At 64.3% G+C, this 18,413-nt stretch carries 20 protein-coding genes; 5 read left to right on the top strand and 15 right to left on the bottom strand.

What is annotated here, in order from left to right; all coding sequences use genetic code 11:
• Window positions 1–185 precede the first annotated feature (185 nt).
• Window positions 186–737 carry an LOG family protein gene (locus AC04PT_RS04790; RefSeq protein ID WP_482872393.1) on the top strand — a complete coding sequence of 184 codons (552 nt, stop codon included), beginning with the start codon at window positions 186–188 and terminating at the stop codon, window positions 735–737.
• Here AC04PT_RS04790 and rarD read toward each other — a convergent pair.
• From rarD to AC04PT_RS04835, 9 genes are all read right to left on the bottom strand, one after another.
• On the bottom strand, window positions 644–1,621 hold the full coding sequence (gene rarD / locus AC04PT_RS04795; RefSeq protein WP_482872394.1) for an EamA family transporter RarD: 978 nt from the start codon (window positions 1,619–1,621) through the stop codon (window positions 644–646). The genes AC04PT_RS04790 and rarD overlap by 94 nt on opposite strands.
• A gap of 79 nt (window positions 1,622–1,700) precedes the next feature.
• Window positions 1,701–2,144 carry a nuclear transport factor 2 family protein gene (locus tag AC04PT_RS04800; protein WP_482872395.1) on the bottom strand — a complete coding sequence of 148 codons (444 nt, stop codon included), beginning with the start codon at window positions 2,142–2,144 and terminating at the stop codon, window positions 1,701–1,703.
• Between the two features lie 139 nt (window positions 2,145–2,283).
• On the bottom strand, window positions 2,284–2,892 hold the full coding sequence (locus AC04PT_RS04805) for a superoxide dismutase (protein WP_482872396.1): 609 nt from the start codon (window positions 2,890–2,892) through the stop codon (window positions 2,284–2,286).
• A gap of 149 nt (window positions 2,893–3,041) precedes the next feature.
• Complete coding sequence (locus AC04PT_RS04810) at window positions 3,042–3,620, bottom strand: sarcosine oxidase subunit gamma (protein WP_482872397.1); 579 nt, start codon at window positions 3,618–3,620, stop codon at window positions 3,042–3,044.
• Window positions 3,613–6,570 (bottom strand): sarcosine oxidase subunit alpha family protein, encoded by a 2,958-nt coding sequence (locus tag AC04PT_RS04815; RefSeq protein ID WP_482872398.1) that lies wholly within the window; start codon window positions 6,568–6,570, stop codon window positions 3,613–3,615. Before AC04PT_RS04815 ends, AC04PT_RS04810 begins: the two co-directional genes overlap by 8 nt.
• A gap of 68 nt (window positions 6,571–6,638) precedes the next feature.
• Window positions 6,639–6,965: a sarcosine oxidase subunit delta gene (locus AC04PT_RS04820; RefSeq protein WP_482872399.1), complete on the bottom strand. Its 327-nt coding sequence runs from the start codon at window positions 6,963–6,965 to the stop codon at window positions 6,639–6,641.
• Between the two features lie 78 nt (window positions 6,966–7,043).
• A complete protein-coding gene (locus AC04PT_RS04825) occupies window positions 7,044–7,277 on the bottom strand; it encodes a hypothetical protein (protein WP_482872400.1) in 234 nt (77 codons plus the stop codon).
• Window positions 7,278–7,502: 225 nt separating this feature from the next.
• The gene (locus AC04PT_RS04830) at window positions 7,503–7,823 is read right to left on the bottom strand and encodes a hypothetical protein (RefSeq protein ID WP_482872401.1); all 321 of its coding nucleotides are present in this window, start codon (window positions 7,821–7,823) and stop codon (window positions 7,503–7,505) included.
• A 100-nt stretch (window positions 7,824–7,923) separates the two neighbouring features.
• A complete protein-coding gene (locus AC04PT_RS04835) occupies window positions 7,924–9,168 on the bottom strand; it encodes a sarcosine oxidase subunit beta family protein (protein WP_482872402.1) in 1,245 nt (414 codons plus the stop codon).
• 148 nt (window positions 9,169–9,316) lie between these two features.
• Here AC04PT_RS04835 and ruvX point away from each other — a divergent pair, with 148 nt between their 5' ends.
• The gene (gene ruvX, locus AC04PT_RS04840) at window positions 9,317–9,787 is read left to right on the top strand and encodes a Holliday junction resolvase RuvX (protein ID WP_482872404.1); all 471 of its coding nucleotides are present in this window, start codon (window positions 9,317–9,319) and stop codon (window positions 9,785–9,787) included.
• The gene (locus AC04PT_RS04845; RefSeq protein WP_482872405.1) at window positions 9,784–10,041 is read left to right on the top strand and encodes a DUF1289 domain-containing protein; all 258 of its coding nucleotides are present in this window, start codon (window positions 9,784–9,786) and stop codon (window positions 10,039–10,041) included. Before ruvX ends, AC04PT_RS04845 begins: the two co-directional genes overlap by 4 nt.
• Window positions 10,042–10,044: 3 nt before the next feature.
• Here AC04PT_RS04845 and AC04PT_RS04850 read toward each other — a convergent pair whose 3' ends face one another.
• From AC04PT_RS04850 to AC04PT_RS04875, 6 genes are all read right to left on the bottom strand, one after another.
• Complete coding sequence (locus AC04PT_RS04850; protein ID WP_482872406.1) at window positions 10,045–10,779, bottom strand: hypothetical protein; 735 nt, start codon at window positions 10,777–10,779, stop codon at window positions 10,045–10,047.
• Between the two features lie 223 nt (window positions 10,780–11,002).
• The gene (locus AC04PT_RS04855) at window positions 11,003–11,827 is read right to left on the bottom strand and encodes a sulfite exporter TauE/SafE family protein (RefSeq protein ID WP_482872407.1); all 825 of its coding nucleotides are present in this window, start codon (window positions 11,825–11,827) and stop codon (window positions 11,003–11,005) included.
• Window positions 11,828–11,891: 64 nt separating this feature from the next.
• Window positions 11,892–12,893: a tRNA dihydrouridine(20/20a) synthase DusA gene (gene dusA, locus AC04PT_RS04860; protein ID WP_482872408.1), complete on the bottom strand. Its 1,002-nt coding sequence runs from the start codon at window positions 12,891–12,893 to the stop codon at window positions 11,892–11,894.
• 466 nt (window positions 12,894–13,359) lie between these two features.
• A complete protein-coding gene (locus AC04PT_RS04865; protein WP_482872409.1) occupies window positions 13,360–13,797 on the bottom strand; it encodes a DUF302 domain-containing protein in 438 nt (145 codons plus the stop codon).
• Window positions 13,798–13,828: 31 nt separating this feature from the next.
• Window positions 13,829–15,028: a flavin-containing monooxygenase gene (locus AC04PT_RS04870; protein ID WP_482872410.1), complete on the bottom strand. Its 1,200-nt coding sequence runs from the start codon at window positions 15,026–15,028 to the stop codon at window positions 13,829–13,831.
• Window positions 15,029–15,144: 116 nt separating this feature from the next.
• Entirely contained in the window at window positions 15,145–16,785 is a 1,641-nt protein-coding gene (locus AC04PT_RS04875; protein WP_482872411.1) for a LuxR C-terminal-related transcriptional regulator, read from the bottom strand.
• Between the two features lie 833 nt (window positions 16,786–17,618).
• Here AC04PT_RS04875 and AC04PT_RS04880 point away from each other — a divergent pair.
• Both AC04PT_RS04880 and AC04PT_RS04885 read left to right on the top strand, forming a co-directional pair.
• On the top strand, window positions 17,619–17,816 hold the full coding sequence (locus AC04PT_RS04880; protein WP_482872413.1) for a hypothetical protein: 198 nt from the start codon (window positions 17,619–17,621) through the stop codon (window positions 17,814–17,816).
• Window positions 17,817–17,897: 81 nt separating this feature from the next.
• On the top strand, window positions 17,898–18,395 hold the full coding sequence (locus tag AC04PT_RS04885) for a tyrosine-type recombinase/integrase (RefSeq protein WP_482872415.1): 498 nt from the start codon (window positions 17,898–17,900) through the stop codon (window positions 18,393–18,395).
• Window positions 18,396–18,413 lie beyond the last annotated feature (18 nt).

An 18,413-nucleotide genomic window follows, 5' to 3' on the forward strand; every position in this document is an offset into this window, starting at 1 on the left:
CGTAAAATATGGTACCAGCGAGGCCCAGCGCGGTCAAAATGTGGATTTCCGGCGACATTATCGGCCGACGCATTGCAAACCCGGTCCGGCGCGGCATCCTGCGATCGGGCCCGCGTTGACTTCCCATGCTGCACGGGCAACATGACCGCACCATCAAGAGTGACCCGAGGCAGGAGCAAGCGACCATGGCCGAGACTTCCGTATGCGTTTACTGCGGATCGCGCGACGGCGCTGATCCGGCCTATGCGGCCGCTGCCGAAGAACTGGGCCGCGCGCTGGCGGCGCAGGACTGGCGGCTGGTCTACGGTGCCGGCGACATCGGGTTGATGGGCCGGGTGGCACGTACCGCGCAGGAAGCCGGCGGCGAAACCTTCGGCGTCATTCCCAAGCACCTGATGGACGTCGAGGTCGGCAAACGCGACCTGTCGACCTTCGTGGTGACCGAAACGATGCACGAGCGCAAAAAGGTCATGCTGATGAACGCCGATGCGGTGGTGCTGCTGCCCGGTGGCGCCGGATCGCTGGACGAGTTCTTCGAGGTGCTGACCTGGGCCCAATTGGGCCTGCATGCTAAGCCAGTCATGCTGCTCAACGTGGCGGGCTACTGGGACCCGCTGTTGAAGCTGCTGGACCACGTCATCGCTCAGGGTTTCGCAGAGGACTCCCTGCGGCGGTTCTGGGGCCAGACCGCCTCGGTCGAGGATTGCGTGGCCAGCCTGCGCGCTTCCCTGTCCTGACGCAGGCTGCTGACGGTATAGACCGCCAGCGCCAGCCAGATCAATGGGAAGGCCATGGCGTGCCACTGGCTGACCGGCTCGGCGAAAATCACTGTCGCAACAAGGAATTGCAGCGTCGGGTTCAGGTATTGCACGAGGCCCACGCTGGCAAGCGAAACCCGCCGCGCCGCCGTCGAGAACAGGATCAGCGGCAGTGCCGTCAATGGACCTGCCCCCATCAGAAGCAGAAGGTCGCGCCAGCTGAGCCCCGTCTCGGTGCCGACGGCCAACACCCGGTCCAGACCGGCCCCGGCGTCCGTGCCGAAAGCCAGAATCACCACGAGCGCGATCGGCGACAGAACCAGAACCTCGCTGGTGACCGAGATCACGGGGCCGAAGGAAATCTGTTTCTTCACAAGGCCGTAGAACCCGAAGCTGAAAGCAAGGATGAGCGATATCCACGGCGGCACGCCCAACCCCCAGGTCAGCAGCGCCACTGCGCTGCCTGCCAAAGCCACGGCCAGCCACTGTGCCAGCGCCAGCCGCTCGCCAAATACCACCCGCCCCAACAGCACCGCAACCAGCGGGAAGATGTAATAGCCCAGGCTGGCCTCGGTGGCGCGGCCGTTGCTGACCGACCAGATGAAGAAGAACCAGTTAAGCGAAATTGCAAAGGCGGCGCAGATCACCGCCAGCGCCTGCCGTCCGCCGAGCAATTCGCCGATCAGCTTCAGGCGCCCCTGCACCGCCACGACGCCCACGAAAAACAGCGCCGACCACAGGGTGCGATGCGCCAGCACTTCGATCGGGGGAATGTGGGCGAGCATCTTGTAATACAGCGCTGACAGCCCCCAGATCGCGCAGGCGGCCACCATGGACAGGATGCCGAGACGGGCCTGGGACATGGAAGATTTCCGGATTGTTGCGGCGCCGAGTTACGCAGGGGCGCGGGCAAGTTGCAATGCCCACCACGCCCATTATTGGTCAGCCCGAGCGTTTCACGTCCAGCGTGGCGCCCAGCAGGCAAAGATCAAGCGTGCGGGGCGGAAGCCGACCGGTGGCCTCGAAAATCGGGATCAGGTCGAGCAGGTTGTGAGCCTCGACAATCTTGCCATCGACGATCCGCATCATGATCTGAAAGCGACTTCCTACCGGGGTGCCGGTCTCGCGGTAGATCGCCGTCACGTCGCAGAGCAGCGCCAGCCAATCGTCCTCTTCAACCGCCCTCAGGATGGTGTGCCGGATGTCTCGGAATTGCGCCGTCATCATGCGGTGAAAATCGTGGAAATCGCCGGGGCCGATCTGAACGGGTTCTTCCAGCCCGCTTACCTTGGCGGAGTCGGCAAAGAATTCATAAATCGCCTCGACATCGTATTCGCCCCAGACACGGTCGAGGAAGGTTCGGGCGAGGTCCAGATGAGCCGACATATGTAATCCGTATGGCCGAAGTCGCGCAGTCGTGCAGGCACGCAGCAGAAGGGTCCGGGCAGTGGCCGACCGTGCGTGGCACATCATTCAAAGGCCCGCCGGGGTCTCCGGCGGGCCTTGGTATCGTCCCCGCCGCCGGTCAGGCGTTCGACAGGCGCTCGGCGACGTTTTCCCAGTTCACCAGGTTGTCGAGGAAGTTGTCCAAATAGGCGGGCCGCTTGTTGCGAAAGTCGATGTAGTAGGAATGCTCCCACACGTCGCAGCCCAGCAGCGCGGTCTGGCCAAAGCAAAGCGGGTTGACGCCGTTTTCGGTCTTGGTGACCTTCAGCGACCCGTCGCCATCGACCACAAGCCAGGCCCAGCCCGAACCGAACTGGCCGGCACCTGCGGCCGCGAATTCCTTCTTAAAGTCGTCGGTGGAACCGAAGGCATCCTTGATGCGGCTTTCCAGCTCGCCCGGCATGGCATTCTCGCCCGGGCCCATCATCTCCCAGAACTGGGTGTGGTTCCAGTGCTGCGAGGCGTTGTTGAAGATGCCCGACTGCGCCACGGCATTGGCGTCATAGGTGCCCTTGACGATCTCTTCGACCGACTTTCCTTCCCACTCGGTGCCGGAAATCAGCTTGTTGCCGTTATCGACATAGGCCTTGTGGTGGATGTCATGGTGGTATTCCAGTGTCTCCTGGCTCATGCCTTTGCCGGCCAGAGCGTCGTGAGAATAAGGAAGATCGGGAAGTTCGAAAGCCATGGGAGCACCCCCTGTTTGTGTTCACTGTTCCGGTGTCATAAGTGAGCGCGTGCGCGAGGGAGGTCAACCCCTGCTCGGGTGCCGCTTGCCCCTGCGGAAGGTTTTTGCGATCCCGTGTCGCGGCCCCCGCGCGGGGACGGGACCCTGCCTCAGAACACCCCGACCGCCGATCCCGGTGCCGCGGCCGTTTTCAACAGGTCAAACACGTATTGCGCCACCGAACGGAAGCAGATCACCTGCGCCCGGGTCTCGCTGGTCAGCCAGAAGGCAGCCGGCACCTGCGCCAGACGGGTGCGCCGCACCTCGCCCGACGGGAGGCCCTGCTCCGACATGTCCGCAGGCGTCAGCTTGGCCAGCACCTCGCGCAGGCCCGCGCCGCGCAACTCGAAACAGGCCCGCGCGTCCGAGATGTCGACCGCCAGCGCGTAGTCATCACCAAGCCTGTCGGTCAGGTCGCCCAGCGCCTCTGGCACCGCATCGTAAGGGCAAAGCAACAGCAACTCGTCCGGCGACATCCACAGGACACTGCGGTCGCCTTCAGTCACTGACTGGCGCGACGCCGGCATGTCGGTATCCGCGAACTCCTTCACCGCATGGCTGACCAGCTTCGACGTCAGATCACCCCGCATCAGGATCATTCCCTGCGCCGCCATCTCGCGGACCGAGACCAGCCCATCGAAGCTTGCCCCGCCAAGCGGCGTTGCGGGTGTTGCAAGAGCCTCAGACATCCTGCTTCTCCCCTTCCTTGTCATAGAAAACCGGGTCGACGATCGTCGCCTCCACCATGGTCTTGCCGTCGTCCTTGGCGAACTGGATCACCTCGCCCATGCGGTCCGGCCCGTGCTGCACCAGCCCCATGGCGATGCCCCGCCCCAAAGTCGGGGAGTGGTAGGACGACGTCACCCGCCCGATCACATTGCGCTGACCGTTAGCGTTCTCGCCCTCGCCCACCGCATAGGCGCCGTCCGGCAGCACCGATCCATCGACGGTCTCCAGCCCGACCAGCTTCCAGCGGTCGCCGCGCTGCATGTCAGGCCTTTGCTGCGCCCGTTTGCCCAGATAGTCGTCCTTCTTCTTCGAGATCGCCCAGTCGAGCCCGAGATCCTGCGGGATCACCGTGCCGTCGGTCTCGTCGCCGATCATGATGAAGCCCTTCTCGGCCCGCATGATGTGCAGCGCCTCGGTGCCATAGGGCATCACGCCGAACTGCCGCCCCACGGTCAGCAGCAGGTCCCACAGCTGTCGCGCATAACCCGCCTTCACAGCGATCTCGTAGCTGAGTTCACCCGAAAAGGAGATCCGGAACACCCTGACCGGGATGCCGCCCAGCGCGCCTTCCGCCCAGCCCATGAAGGGCAGCGCCTCTTTCGAGACATCCAGCCCGCCGATCGCCTCCAGCACCTTGCGCGCGTTCGGCCCAACCACGGCGATCTGTCCGCATTGCTCGGTGACATTGGCGACATAGACCTGCCAATCCCACCATTCGCATTGCAGCCAGTCCTCCATGTGGGCGTGGATATGGTCCGCCCCGCCCGAGGTGGTGTGGCAGAGGAACGTGTCCTCATCTAGCCGCGCCACCACGCCGTCATCCATCAGGAAGCCGTTTTCATTGCACATCAGCCCATAGCGGCACTTCCCCGGCTTCAGGGTCGACATCATGTTGGTGTACATCATGTCGAGGAAACGCCCCGCGTCCGGCCCCTTGACGATCAGCTTGCCCAAAGTCGAGGCATCGAGCAGGCCCAGCTTTTCACGGGTGTTGGTGACCTCACGCTGCACGGCGTCCTCGGTGCTTTCGCCGGGACGCTTGATGCAATAGGGCCGCCGCCACTGGCCGACCGGCTCCCACTGCGCGCCATGCTCGTCCAGCCAGTCGTGCATCGGCGTGCGGCGGATCGGCTGGAACAGCGCGCCTCTTGCCTCGCCGGCGATGGCCCCCATCGAGATCGGAGTATAGGGCGGACGGAAGGTGGTGGTGCCGACATCGGGGATGGCATCGCCCCGCGCCCCGGCCAAGATCGCCAGCCCGTTGATGTTGGACAGCTTGCCCTGATCGGTGGCCATACCCAGCGTGGTGTAGCGCTTTGCATGTTCGACGCTCTCGAACCCCTCACGCGCGGCAAGCTGCACATCCGACACCTTGACGTCGTTCTGGAAGTCGAGGAACGCCTTCATCCTGTGCTTCACGCTCGCCCCTTGCGGCATCATCCACACCGGCGCGAGCGGCGCCTCCTGTGTCTCGGTGGCGTCCGAGATCACCTCGGACAGGCTCAGCGCCCCGTTGGCCGACCCGGTCACCGTCATGAACCCCTGCCCGTCGGCACCTGTCGGCGGCCGTTCTGCATCGGGCCTGAACATCGCCCGGGGCTCGTCCCATGTCAGCTTGCCGCCGCAGTGTGACCAGAGGTGCACCGCCGGTGACCAGCCGCCCGACATGGCGACCGCCTCGCAGGGGATTTCCTCGATCACCGCCCCGCCCTCGCCGGCATGCGAACAGATTGCAGCGCCGCGCACGCGCTTGGTGCCCATCACGTGATCGACCGCATGACCCTGAAGGATACGGATGCCCTGCGCGCGAGCCTCGGCCATCAGCGGGGAATCCTTGGGCAACACCCGCGCGTCGATGATCGCCGGCACCGAAAGACCGGCCTGCCGCAGCGCCAGCGCGGTGCGATAGGCATCGTCATTATTGGTCACCACCACGGTGCGATCGCCGGGGCTGACCGCCCAGTTGACCACATAGTCGCGCACGGCCGAGGCCAGCATCACCCCCGGCACGTCATTGCCCGCGAAACTCAGCGGGCGTTCAATGGCGCCGGTGGCCAGCACCACCTGCCCGGCCCGGATGCGCCACAGCCGGTGACGCGGGCCCCTCGCCCCGGGCCGATGGTCGTTTACCCGTTCATAGGCCAGCACGTAGCCGTGGTCATAGACCCCGGCGCCCATGCAGCGGCTGCGCAGGGTGACGTGCTCCATTGCCTGCAACTCCGCCACCAGCGCGTCGATATGCGTCGCGACCGGCTGGCCGTCCACCTCGCCCCCGTCGACCGGGGACCGCCCGCCCCAATGCGCCGTTTGTTCGATCAGCAGCACCCGCGCGCCCTCGGCCCCGTGCCGGCGCGCGGCCTCGAGCCCGGCGACGCCGCCGCCGATCACCAGCACATCGACATGCAGGTTGAAGTGCTCATAGGTATCGGGATCGCGGACCTCGGCGTCGGGTGCCTTGCCCAGCCCGGCGGAGCGGCGGATCAGCGGCTCGTAGACATGTTTCCAGAAGGCGCGCGGCTTCATGAAGGTCTTGTAGTAGAAACCCGCCGGCAGAAAGGCCGCCATGGCCGAGGTCACGGCGCCGAAATCGGTTTCGAGACTGGGCCAGTGGTTCTGGCTTTCCGCCGTCAGCCCGTCGAAAAGTTCGGTGGTTGTGGCGCGCTGGTTCGGCTCGAACCGGTCGCCCTTCCCCAGCCCCATCAGCGCATTGGGCTCCTCTGGGCCCGAGGCGACGATGCCGCGCGGACGGTGATACTTGAAGGACCGCCCGACCAGCACCTGATCGTTGGCCAGCAGCGCCGAGGCCAGCGTATCGCCCTCGAACCCGGCAAGCCGTTTGCCGTTGAAGGTGAAGTTGCGCTGTTTCGCGCGGTCGATCAGGCGGCCATCTGTGGCAAGACGTGTGCTCATGGATCAGGCCCTTTCGCGGAAGGAGGCTGCCGGCGCCTCCGTCGGGAGTTTCGTTGGCGGGATGAAGGTCATTGGTCGCGCCAGCGCCAATCCGGGTGCTTCGCGGCAATGGCCTCACGAATTTCTTCGGGCGGCTCTGTCGTCTGGGCAAAATAGGTGCCGAAGACCTCCAGCGTGTTGGTATCGCGGGCCGCGAGGAACCATTTGCCGCAGCCATAGGCGTGGCGCCAGCGTTCCAGATGCACACCCTTCGGGTTGGCGCGCGAAAATAGGTAGTCGTGGAATTCTGTGTCCGAGGACCCGGGCCCGTGGCGTTTCAGGTGGGCCTCGCCGCCGGGGGCAAGCTCGGTCTCATCGGCGTCGATGCCGCAACAGGGACAGTGCAGGATCAGCATGGGGTCTGGCTCCGGTATTGGAACGTCGAAAGGCGGGCGTCCGGGGACGCCCGCCTTGCGAAACGGATTGCGCGTGGGTCAGTCTGCGGCAGGAACGGTGCCCGGGACAGCCGGGGGTTCATCGACGGTCGTGACTGCGGGATCTCCGGCTCCACCCGGGCGCGCTTTGTCAGGCGCGTCCGAGCCTGCCCCGACGTACCCGATAGCGAGGATGATCCCCAGCGCAAAGAGCGCCGGAATGAGCCAGGCCCAGGGTGTCCCGCGCCTGCTTTCAGTGTCCAGCTTGTAATAGTCGTGAGTATGGTCCGACATGGTGTCGCCTCCTTTCGGTCGTGAAAGGATAACGCCTGTCGGGCTGTCTGGTTGTGACGCAGCGACAACGCTGCCCGGCATCGGCCAATTCCAGCGTCTTTCTGCGCTGCAAATAGGTCAAGCTTGGCCGATGTCACCGCAACGTGAACAGACAAGGCAGATATGGAAAGACCCGGCACACCAGAGGTGTCCGGGCCGTTCCGTGTCGTGAGTGATGGAAATCGATTATTCCGAGACAGCTTCCGCGCCACCTTCGACCGAGTCCGCAGCGCCTTCTGCCGCGCCCTCGACGGATTCGCCGGCGTTTTCCAGCGCGTCACCGGCACCTTCCGCGGTGCCTTCGATGTTGACGTTGACATCGCTGACACCGTCATCGACGTCGGCGCCTGCGAACAGGAACCATGCGATGATTGCGACGATGACGACAAGGATGCCGACGATGAAGGCCATCCCGCTGTTGCCACCGGAATTGGTGGTCGTGGTAGTGGTGGTGTTGGTGTGCTCACGGGTGTGATCGGACACCGGGCGGTTGGTCGGTTCGGCCATTGGAAAGCTCCTTTGAACTTGGCTATCGGGGGCTCAACGTCGCCGCCCGCGCCCAGGTTCCGAGCATGTTCCATCAATTTTTCGGCACTGCGGCATGACATCAGTGCGCCACTCCCGCCGCCACGCTCTCGTCGATGAACCGCCCCTCGCGGAAACGGTCGAGCGAGAAGGCGTCGGTCAGCGGCGAATGACCCTTGGCCATCAGTTCCGCCATGCCCCAGCCCGAGCCGGGGATTGCCTTGAACCCACCCGTCCCCCAACCGCAATTGACAAAGATGTTCTCGACCGGGGTCTTCGACAGGATCGGTGAACGGTCGCCCGTCATGTCGACGATCCCGCCCCACTGACGCAGCATCTTCAGGCGCGAGATCATCGGGAAGGTCTCGACCAGCGCCCTGACGGTTTCCTCGATATGGTGGAAGCTGCCGCGCTGGGTATAGTTGTTGTAGCCGTCGGCGCCGCCACCGATCACCATCTCGCCCTTGTCGGACTGGCTCATGTAGCCGTGCACGGTGTTGGCCATGACCACCACGTCCATGCAGGGCTTGATCGGTTCCGAGACCAGCGCCTGAAGCGCCACGCTCTCGATCGGCAGCCGGAACCCCGCCATTTCGGCCAGCACGCCTGAATGCCCGGCCACCACCAGTCCCAACTTGTCACAGGACATGTCGCCGCGCGTGGTCGACACGCCCGTCACCCGCCCGTTCATCTGCGAAATTCCCGTGACCTCGCATTGCTGGATGATGTCGACGCCCATGTCCGAACAGGCCCGCGCATAGCCCCAAGCCACCGCATCGTGCCGCGCCGTGCCGCCGCGCGCCTGCCACAGCGCGCCCAGTACCGGGTAACGCGGGCCGTCGAGGTTGATGATCGGCACCAGTTCCTTGACCCGGCGAGGGCTGATCCATTCGGTCTGCACCCCCTGCAGGGCGTTGGCGTGGGCAGTGCGCCGGTAGCCGCGGATCTCGTGCTCGGTCTGCGCCAGCATCATCACGCCGCGCGGGCTGAACATGACGTTGTAGTTCAGATCCTGGCTCATCGTCTCATAGAGCGAACGGGCCTTTTCGTAGATCGCGGCAGAAGGATCCTGAAGATAGTTCGACCGGATGATCGTGGTGTTCCGCCCGGTGTTGCCGCCACCCAGCCAGCCCTTTTCCAGCACCGCCATGTTGGTGATGCCGAAGTTCTTGGCCAGGTAATAGGCCGTCGCCAGCCCGTGCCCGCCGGCACCGACGATGATCACCTCGTAGCCGGGTTTCGGATCGGGCGAGCGCCACGCGCGTTCCCATCCGAGGTGATAGCGCTGGGCTTCGCGGGCAACGGCAAAGGCAGAATAGCGTTTCATGCGGGCAGGCTCCCGAAGTCTGGTGCGCCCCACTGCGGGACTCACCGACAGACTGCACCGCGATCAAATCCGCCACAATCCCCGGCAAAGGCGAAATCCGCCGAAATCGGGGGTTTCCGCCGGCCCCTCCGGCGGTCTAGAGGAAGACATGATCCATGACGATATTGCCGATTTCGCCGCCGACCTGAAACCGATGCAGGCGCTTGCCGGGCTCGACCTCGGAGACAAGACCATCGGCGTGGCGGTCTCGGACGGGCTGCGTTCGGTCGCCACCCCGCTCGAGACGATCCGGCGCAAGAAGTTCGGGCTGGACGCCGCCCGCCTGCAGGAGATCCTTGATCAGCGCCGCATCGGCGGCATCGTTCTCGGGCTGCCGCGCAACATGGATGGATCGGAGGGTCCGCGCTGCCAATCGACCCGCGCCTTCGCCCGCAACTTCGCGCGGCTCTGGGACGGGCCGATCACCTTCTGGGATGAACGGCTGTCCACCGTGGCCGCCGAACGCGCCCTGCTCGAGGCGGATACGTCACGCAAGCGTCGCTCAGAAGTTATCGACCACGTGGCGGCCTCCTATATCCTGCAAGGCGCACTGGACAGGTTGAGGCATTTGGGCAGATGACCGAGAGCAAACCAAGCAATCCGCCGCTGTGGCAACGCGACGAGATCGAAAGCCCCTGCGTGAACATCTGCCTCGTGCATCCCCGCGCCAAGGTCTGCACCGGCTGCCTGCGCACCATGGACGAGATCAGCCACTGGTCCAAAATGGGGCCGGATGAGCGGAAAAGGATCATGGCGGATCTTCCGAACCGCCGAAACCACCTGCGTAAGCGGCGCGGTGGACGGTCCGGGCGCCTGAACCAGACCCCGGACTGACCCTTAACGCTGAAGTTCGATGTCCTGCGGTGTGACCAGCCCGAAACCGCCCTTGATCACCGCTGCCATGACACTGCCAAGCGTGTCTTCCAGAACCACAGCCGCGTCCGTGCCGGCCTCGCCTGCCGGCTCGATGCGCACCGTGGTGGCGTCGTCCATGTCTTCCGGCAGCATCAGCACGAGGGTTTCCTCGCCGGCGGCGAAATCGGTGATCTCGGGGATCTCGTCCATGTCGTCGGCTTCAGCCACCATCGCCGGGTCTTCGGCAGGTTCTTCCGGCGCGGCCTGGATGAGCGCGGTCAGGAAGTCGTCCGGTCCCTCAGCGTCTTCGGACGTCTCGGTGAACGAGGCCGAGGTGACACTGATGTCGGTCAATTCACCAAGGCGGTCCATCAACGCCGCCATCTCGGGCGGGTCGGACGGATCGTCCTCGGACATCTTGGCATCGGCCAGTTCGGTTCCCGGTTCGGCGGCAAGCGGCGCGGTGTCCGAGATGACCGTCTGTTCGTCAGAGGTTTCGGCATCGTTGGCGGCAGCGGCGGCTGCGTTGAGGCTTCCGCCCATGGCCCGGATCTGGGCAAGGATACCGCCGTCCGCCGACCCGAGTTCTTCCGAATAATGCGTGGTCGTGGCGCCTTGCGGATCAGCGGTCGCCGTTTCGTCGGACCCGATCCCGGACATGCCCACGGCGCCTGCCGCGACCAGCCCCAATCCCAATAGCATCAACATTTCCAGCATGATCTGCTCCTCGTTGCTCACCGCAGGGATACGCCTCAACTTTGGGGCGAATTTGACCAATTCTGGATTGTTTCGGCTCGGGAAATGGCGAAATTGCGCCGGCCCCTTCGGAGGGCGCTTTCGCCGCTTTGGTTAACCGTTTGTTAATACACAGGTCTCTGCGATTTCGCGCGCGAAACATATGGCGCAGTCATGGCATGGCGCTGGAAACAATCGCCCCGGTCTAGCCGAAGTGTGCCTTTCGCAGCATGTTAAGCGCCACGAGGATCAGGAAGAAGGCAAAGACACGCCGCAGCGGCTTCGGGTCCATCGCATGGGCGATCCGCACACCCAACGGCGCGGTCATCAGGGTCATCGCGATGACGATCCCGAAGGCCACAAGGTTGACCGCGCCGATGGTCAGGGGCGGCCTGTCCGCCGCGTCGATCTCCAGCAGCAAGAATCCGGCGACCGAGGGCACCGCGATGATCACCCCGAACCCCGCCGCCGTCGCCACGGCCCGGTGGATCGGCGTGTTGTAAAGGCTCATCAGCGGCACCCCGAAGCTGCCGCCACCGATCCCCATCAGCACCGACAGCAGCCCCACCGCGGGCGACACGACGGCGCGCGCGATGCCGCCCGGCATCGCCGCGCCAAGCCGCCAGTTCGGCCGTCCGAAGGCAAGGTAGAGCCCGATCACGATCCCCAGCACGCCAAACAGCATTTGCAAGGTTACAGACCGCAAGGACGAGGCCACCAAGACGCCCGCGACCGCGCCGATGGCGATTCCCGGCGCCCAGCGTTTCAGGATATCCCAATCCACCGCGCCCTTGCGATTGTGCGACAGGACGGAACGGATCGAGGTCACGATGATCGTCGCAAGCGACGTCGCCAGGCACATCTGCATCAGCTGCGACCCGCCGTAACCCAGCGTCTGGAAGGCATAGAAAAAGGCCGGCACCAAGACGATGCCGCCGCCGACGCCCAGAAGGCCCGCCAGAACGCCCGCGAACCCGCCGATCACGACAAGCAGAAGCGCCATCTGCAACAGAAGCATCAAGTCGGGCATTTCGGTCTCCGGTCCGGTGTTTCGCTGCCTTACACCGCCCCGCGCCAAAGGAAAAGCGCCGCCCTCAGGCCGCCAGCTCCACAACCTGCGACAGCGCCTGTTCCACTAGCTCCGGCCCCGCCCCCTTGCGCGTCGCGCCTTCGGACAGCACCCGCCGCCAGTTGCGCGCGCCCGGCCGCCCGGCGAACAGCCCAAGCATGTGCCGCGTGATCTGGTTGAGCCGGCCACCCGCGGCCAGATGCGCCTCGATATAGGGCAACATGGCGCGCACGGCGTCCTCGGGCGCTGCCATGGCCGGTTCGGTGCCGAAGATGACCCGATCCGCCTCGCCCAGAACATCCCAGGGCTGGTGATAGGCCGCGCGGCCGATCATCACCCCGTCCAGCCCGGCCTCGAGAAAGGCGCGCGCCTGCGACAGCGAGGTGATGCCGCCGTTGACCGAGATGTGCAGATCCGGAAACGCCGCCTTCATCTCCTGCACCAGCGGATAATCGAGCGGCGGAATGTCTCTGTTCTCCTTCGGCGAAAGCCCCTGCAACCACGCCTTGCGCGCGTGGATCGCAACGCGCGTCACGCCGGCCGTGCTGAGCGTGTCCAGAAACGCTGGCAGGACCGCGCGCGGCTCCTGGTCATCGACGCCGATGCGGCATTTGACCGTGACCTCGACTGCGACCGCGTCCTGCATCGCAGCGCAACAATCCGCGACAAGCTGCGGCTGTTTCATCAACACCGCCCCGAAGGTGCCCGACTGCACCCGGTCCGACGGGCACCCGACGTTGAGGTTGATCTCGTCATAGCCCGCCTCGGCCCCCAACCGGGCCGCCTCGGCAAGCTCACGCGGCTCCGACCCGCCCAGCTGCAGTGCCACCGGATGTTCCTCTGGGTTGAACTCCAGAAGATGCACTGCCCCGCCCCTGACCAGCGCCGGCGCGGTGACCATCTCGGTATAGAGCAACGCGTGGCGGCTGAGCAGCCGATGCAGGTAGCGGCAGTGGCGGTCGGTCCAGTCCATCATAGGTGCGCAAGACATACGCCAAGGTACGATATTCTGCGATTTTCTTTCCATTGCTTACGTTTACCGCAGGGTGGGCAATCACGCCAGAGCATCATTTTAGTCCGTTGCCCGCCGATCCGAGGTCATTTTCGGTCGAGTTACAACAAATGTTGCGACCTAGCCGCTATGTTGTAGCTCAGCCCCACCCTTCCCCGTTTCAGTGGGGGTGATATTATCCGAGGCGTGCGCGCAGCTTTGCCGCAATTCGACCCGCGCCGCCCGAACTCGCAGCATGCGGACTATACTGCTACGCCGAACGAGGCAAAATCTGACAGGCCTTGAGTTCGTATTCGCATACCATCAAGCGTACCAATGCCTTGGCAATCGGATCCTTGGTGGTCCGTCTGGCTCCCTCGGTCCCGGTCTGATTTCGAACCGAGGCACACCAATCCTTCGCTCTCGATGCCACTGCGATCAACTGGAGACGCCTCGAACTGGCGGCGTCGGTAGAGGCGTCCTTCTGAGCCCGGTGCCGAAACTATCTGGCGGCTGCCGAGGTGACTGAGTGCAGTGTACGGGACATCATGCCCAGGACCGGCGCATCGGCGGGGATGTTCCATTCCGCCAGCATCTCGGCGGGCTTTTCATAGGCCATGGCCGAGCCTTGAGCGGTGTCGTAGACCAACACCTTGCCTGGCAGGTCGAGCGCCGCCATGCGGTCTGCCGACAGCGCCAGTGCGCCGATCTGCGGGTCGGCGAAGATCACCAATTGCACCTCGCCCACGTCCTCGCCAATGCTGCGGATGCCGCCACCGAAGTCGAAGACGCCGAAGACGCGGCCGCCGGCGGATTCGATCGAGGTCTTAAGCCGGTCTACCGTCTCCGTCACCGAGCCGGTGCTGGTTACGATCACTGGCTCGGCAGCCGCCACGTTGGCAAGACTGGCCAGGATTGCTGCTACTAGAATGCGTTTCATGTCGTCCTCCTTGGGTTGGTTGAAAGGGGTGTCAGCGCCGCTGCTGCGGCAACCCGGCGGCGATCCAGCCGGCGACGCGGTGCGCGTCACGGCCGACGCCGGCGACCATCGCGGATGAAACCGCGTACTGGAACGGCAGGCCAGCGAAGTATAGCCCGTCGATGTCAGAGGCACGACCAAAGCGGTGCCGCGGCTCGCCCTGCGCATCGAGTACCGGCAGGTCAATCCAGTCAAAGCCGAGATGAAAGCCGGTGCACCAGATCACGGTCGCCGGGGCGATTTCTGTCCCGTCCTCGGCCACGGCCTTGCCGGCGCGGACGGTGGTGATGCGGCCGATCCGGCGCACCCCGGCGCGGTCAAGCTGACCCGGCCGAGTGCGGATCAGTGGCATTCCGTGGCCGTGCATCTTGGCGCGGAATTTGCGCCCCATCGGGGTGCGCATCGTCAGCGTGCGGTGGAACAGGCCCCGGATAACCAGCCGAACCAGCAGCTTGCGGCCCATGAAACCAGCGGGGTCGAAGGGAATGTGGCCCACTTCGCGGCCAGCGAGCCAGACCTCGTGCGTCGGCACCAAGTCCATCGCGATCTCGGCGCCCGAATTGCCGGCGCCGACCAGCAGCACCGGGCCGTCGCCGATCTGGGCCGGGTTGCGGTAGTCGCGGGAATGCAGTTGTGTCACATCCGACCCAAAACCATCTGCGAAGTCGGGGATCCGCGGTTTCTGGTAGCTCGCCGCGGCGATCACTACCTGCAGCGCCTTGAAATTGCCGGCGGTAGTCTCGACGCGGAACTGGGCACCTGAGCGGTGCAGGCGCTCGACCCGGGCGCCGGTGCGGACCGGCAGGGCGTGATGGGCGGCGTAGGTGTCGAGGTAGTCGGCCATTTCGTCCTTGGTTGGGAAATCATTGCGGCCCGCAGGGAAGCGTAACCCGTCGAGGCCGTCGAATTTCGCGGGGGTGAACAGCCGCAGCGAATCCCATCGGTTTCGCCAGACGTCGCCGATCCGGTCCGCGCCCTCGAGGATGACGTGGTCGATACCGCGCCGCTTCAGGTGATAGCCGACCGACAGGCCGGCCTGCCCGGCGCCAATCACCACAACCGGGTGCTGTTCCGGCGCCGTTGCGCGGGCGGGGGCGTGGAAGCTCTCCGGCTGGGTCCTCAGCGCGTTGCCGGTCTCCACCAGGTCCGCGGGGTGACGGGTTCGGGACCTACTCTCCAGGGTCTGTGCCATTGGGCTGCTCTAGTTTGATTGCTGGATGCCAGCCTAGTCGGCCGTCCGCCGGCCATCATCGTGAGAACGCCCCATACCAGCGTTCGCGCGCATGGGTCGTTCACCCCATACCGGTTTCAGATGATGCCGCCCTTCAGACCCTTCGCAACGGCGGCGGCGCGGGAGGAAACGCCGAGCTTATCGAAGATGTTCTCGACATGCCGGTTCACGGTCTTCGGGCTTAGGCCGAGATCGGCAGCGATCTCCCGGTTCGAGCGGCCCTCAGCCAGAAGTGCCAGCACCTCGCGCTCGCGTGCAGTCAGGTCGCCCTTGCCCGCCGCACGGTCGCCACGGATCGCGCGCAGTCGTTCCAGGTCGGGCTCGGCGCCGAGGTCTCGAAAGGTCTTTTCAGCGACCTCTAGTTCCATCGCGGCGCTGTCGGTATCGCCCAGTTCCATGCAGCCCCGAGCGATGTCGACGCGCAGCCGGGCGACAAGGTAGGGCGCGCCGAACTCCGACCAGAAGCGCCGCGCCCTGGCCAGCGCGGCGACCGCGCTGGCAGCTTCGCCGCGCGCCAGCGCCAACATGCCGTAGCCCTGGTCGGCGACGCGCCCGAGGATCTCAGTCCCGAACCGCTCGGCAATCTCCGACAGTTCGGTGCAGAGCGCGTCGCAGGCGTCCAGATCGCCACAGCCGACGCAGATCTCGATCCCTGCCGGCAATAGCGCCGTCTTGCGCGGCATGTCGGGCGCAGTCTCGATGGCACGGCGGATCATCGCTGAGGCCTCGTCCTCCTTGCGCTGCACAAGCCGCAGAAGAGCAAGCCCCGGCTGCGGATCGAGAGCGATCTCACCGGCCAGGCGATACTCGGCTTCGGCCTCGTCGAAGCGTCCACGCAGGCGTAGGATCTCTGCCCTCCGGTAGGCGGCGGTGGCCATCGCGGTCTGCTCGGTGGTGCCGTTCAGACCCTCGCCGGCGCGTTCCGCCTCGGCATAGGCTTCGGCCCAGTTGCCCTCGAGTTGCAGTACCTCGGCGCGGTGCACCTGGCAGACGCCGTTGAAGGCGCGGGCCTGCGGGTTCCGCTTGCACCAGGCGTCAAGGATCGCGGTCCATTCGCGAGCGCGCCCCATCTCCAGCACCCGGCAGCAGGAGCCCACGATCTCGCAATAGACGACGCCGCTGACGATCGGCGACAGCCGCCCGGCGTTGGCCAGCAGCATCGCCTCGTCGATCGGGGCGTAGCCGTCGTCGATCCGTCCGAGGCGGAAAAGGATGCCGCCCTTCAGGCTGCCGGCCAGCGCGATCAGGTCGTCGTCGCCAGCCGTTTCGCCGAAGGTCAGCGCTTTGGCGGCGGCGGCGACGGCCGCGTCGTAATTGCCCTTGCTGCGTTGCATGATGACCTGCGGCAGGATCAGATATCCGCGCTGGACGCAGTCTGGCGGCGTCTCCTTTGCGTGCTTGTCGGCGCGCTGCAGCCAGCCGGAACCAAGCCCGACCTCGCCGATCATCATGTTACGCAATCCGCACCAGAACGCCGCGCGGGCGCAGTTCTCGTGATCGCAGTTCACCTCGTAATGTGCATAGAGCCGTTCCAGCGCCGCCAGCATCTCAACGTCGTGCGCCGCGATGCCTGCCGCCCAAACCAGCGCCTCAAGATCCGGCGCATCCAGCGCGGCCTCGGCATCCGCGCGAAGGAACAGTTCGGTCGCGTCGGCCCAAGCGCTGCGACGGTAAGCGGCTCTCGCCGCGTCGATGGTCTCGGTAGGTGCCCCTTTCATACTAGGCGGAAGTCTAGCTGCTCCGCTTGTGTCTGACCAGAGTGGGGCCGGTGACAGACGACTTACCAGATGATTCCGACAGCTATCGTGTTGACTTGAGAATGGGCTCTGACCCGACATTCGCCGCAAGATGCACGAAAGGCTGGACTAGGCGAAGCGACCGTTCAATACGCCCTGACAAAAGGGGAAACATGCGGTTACCAAGATCTTTCGCGGGACATCGAGAACTTAGAAGTCATCAACCAAAGTCACGTCAGGTGTCACGGCGGGATAACGCGGCGCAGGTTTGCGAATTTTCGATAGTTCCAGAGCACCAGTAAACCGGCTCGAAACACTTACAACATTTTTTACAACATCGCCCAGTTGGTCTCAGCAAAGCACTGGGAATAAAAAGGGAAATTCAAACTACCCGTTCCATCCATCATTGGTGCGACGGAAAGGCGAGAAGCCCTGAAAGTGTATGAATTCGCTTGGTTTTCCGTCATTTCCGAGTCATACTGTTTTCGCTTGTTTTGGCTTATTTACCCCCGTTTAGTCATACCGTATGACTCCGAGTCATACGAAATTTGGCGGAGTCATACAAATGGCGAGCATCAGAGAACGCACACTCGGGGATGGGTCGAAGGCATACCTCGTTCAGATCACCAGACGCAAGGCGGGGGTCAGTGAATCGCGGCAGTTCGACAAGCGGAAGACGGCAGAGACCTGGGCCAAAAACCGCGAGCGCGAGATCGACGAGGACATCAAGGCAGGCCGGGAGTTCAGGACGCAAGGAGAAGCGTGCCACGCTCGGACAGGCCATCGACGCCTACATTTCTGGATCGCGCCGGGCTATGGGTAAGACCAAGGCTCAGGTTCTCCAGACGATCCGAACGGAATACGCCATCGCGGAGTTTCCTTGCGATGGGATCACCTCGAAAGACATCGTGCGGTTCGCGGAAGAACTGCACCACCGCAAGAAGTTGTCTTCGCCCTCTACGGTAATGAACTACCTGTCGCATTTGGATCGTGGCGAAGTCCGACAGCCGTAACCGTCGCCCGACCTTGGACGAGTTGAACCGCTTGATGGCCCACTTTGCACCACGAGTGCCCACAATCCTCGGTCTCTGCCAATGCACAAGGTGGTGTTATTCGCGCTGTTCAGTACCCGTCGTCAGGCAAAGGTGTGCCGGATCACATGGAACGACTACGACCCCGGCACCCAACGCGTCATGGTTCGAAAAATGAAGAACCCAGGCGACAAGGGCGGGCTGGATACCATGGTCGGTCTTCCTGCTCCCTGCTGCGCCATTATCGCGACCATGCCCCGGACCAAGAATCGTATTTTCCCGTTCAACAGCGATACGCTCAGCAGACGCTTCACTAACGCCTGCAAAGTGTTAGAGATTGACGACCTGCACTTCCACGACCTGCGCCACGAAGGCGCTTCACGCTTGGCAGAGATGGGCTGGGGCACTTACCAGATCAGGCATGTGACTGGGCACAGGTCGGTCGCCAGCCTCGACCGCTATACCCACGTCCGCGAAATCGGCGACAAGTATGCGGGGTGGAAATGGATTGCCAACGTCACGGGCGCGGTGACCTGCCCCCCAAGGCTCCCTCATTCATAACGAGAGTCTGCGGGTTTG

Source organism: Litorisediminivivens sp. KMU-197 (genome assembly GCF_056858395.1).

Coding starts and splice junctions, on each gene's coding strand:
- AC04PT_RS04790 (WP_482872393.1), top strand. CDS start 186: ATGGCCGAGACTTCCGTATGCGTTTACTGCGGATCGCGCGACGGCGCT.
- rarD (WP_482872394.1), bottom strand. CDS start 1,621: ATGTCCCAGGCCCGTCTCGGCATCCTGTCCATGGTGGCCGCCTGCGCG.
- AC04PT_RS04800 (WP_482872395.1), bottom strand. CDS start 2,144: ATGTCGGCTCATCTGGACCTCGCCCGAACCTTCCTCGACCGTGTCTGG.
- AC04PT_RS04805 (WP_482872396.1), bottom strand. CDS start 2,892: ATGGCTTTCGAACTTCCCGATCTTCCTTATTCTCACGACGCTCTGGCC.
- AC04PT_RS04810 (WP_482872397.1), bottom strand. CDS start 3,620: ATGTCTGAGGCTCTTGCAACACCCGCAACGCCGCTTGGCGGGGCAAGC.
- AC04PT_RS04815 (WP_482872398.1), bottom strand. CDS start 6,570: ATGAGCACACGTCTTGCCACAGATGGCCGCCTGATCGACCGCGCGAAA.
- AC04PT_RS04820 (WP_482872399.1), bottom strand. CDS start 6,965: ATGCTGATCCTGCACTGTCCCTGTTGCGGCATCGACGCCGATGAGACC.
- AC04PT_RS04825 (WP_482872400.1), bottom strand. CDS start 7,277: ATGTCGGACCATACTCACGACTATTACAAGCTGGACACTGAAAGCAGG.
- AC04PT_RS04830 (WP_482872401.1), bottom strand. CDS start 7,823: ATGGCCGAACCGACCAACCGCCCGGTGTCCGATCACACCCGTGAGCAC.
- AC04PT_RS04835 (WP_482872402.1), bottom strand. CDS start 9,168: ATGAAACGCTATTCTGCCTTTGCCGTTGCCCGCGAAGCCCAGCGCTAT.
- ruvX (WP_482872404.1), top strand. CDS start 9,317: ATGATCCATGACGATATTGCCGATTTCGCCGCCGACCTGAAACCGATG.
- AC04PT_RS04845 (WP_482872405.1), top strand. CDS start 9,784: ATGACCGAGAGCAAACCAAGCAATCCGCCGCTGTGGCAACGCGACGAG.
- AC04PT_RS04850 (WP_482872406.1), bottom strand. CDS start 10,779: ATGCTGGAAATGTTGATGCTATTGGGATTGGGGCTGGTCGCGGCAGGC.
- AC04PT_RS04855 (WP_482872407.1), bottom strand. CDS start 11,827: ATGCCCGACTTGATGCTTCTGTTGCAGATGGCGCTTCTGCTTGTCGTG.
- dusA (WP_482872408.1), bottom strand. CDS start 12,893: ATGGAAAGAAAATCGCAGAATATCGTACCTTGGCGTATGTCTTGCGCA.
- AC04PT_RS04865 (WP_482872409.1), bottom strand. CDS start 13,797: ATGAAACGCATTCTAGTAGCAGCAATCCTGGCCAGTCTTGCCAACGTG.
- AC04PT_RS04870 (WP_482872410.1), bottom strand. CDS start 15,028: ATGGCACAGACCCTGGAGAGTAGGTCCCGAACCCGTCACCCCGCGGAC.
- AC04PT_RS04875 (WP_482872411.1), bottom strand. CDS start 16,785: ATGAAAGGGGCACCTACCGAGACCATCGACGCGGCGAGAGCCGCTTAC.
- AC04PT_RS04880 (WP_482872413.1), top strand. CDS start 17,619: ATGGGTAAGACCAAGGCTCAGGTTCTCCAGACGATCCGAACGGAATAC.
- AC04PT_RS04885 (WP_482872415.1), top strand. CDS start 17,898: ATGCACAAGGTGGTGTTATTCGCGCTGTTCAGTACCCGTCGTCAGGCA.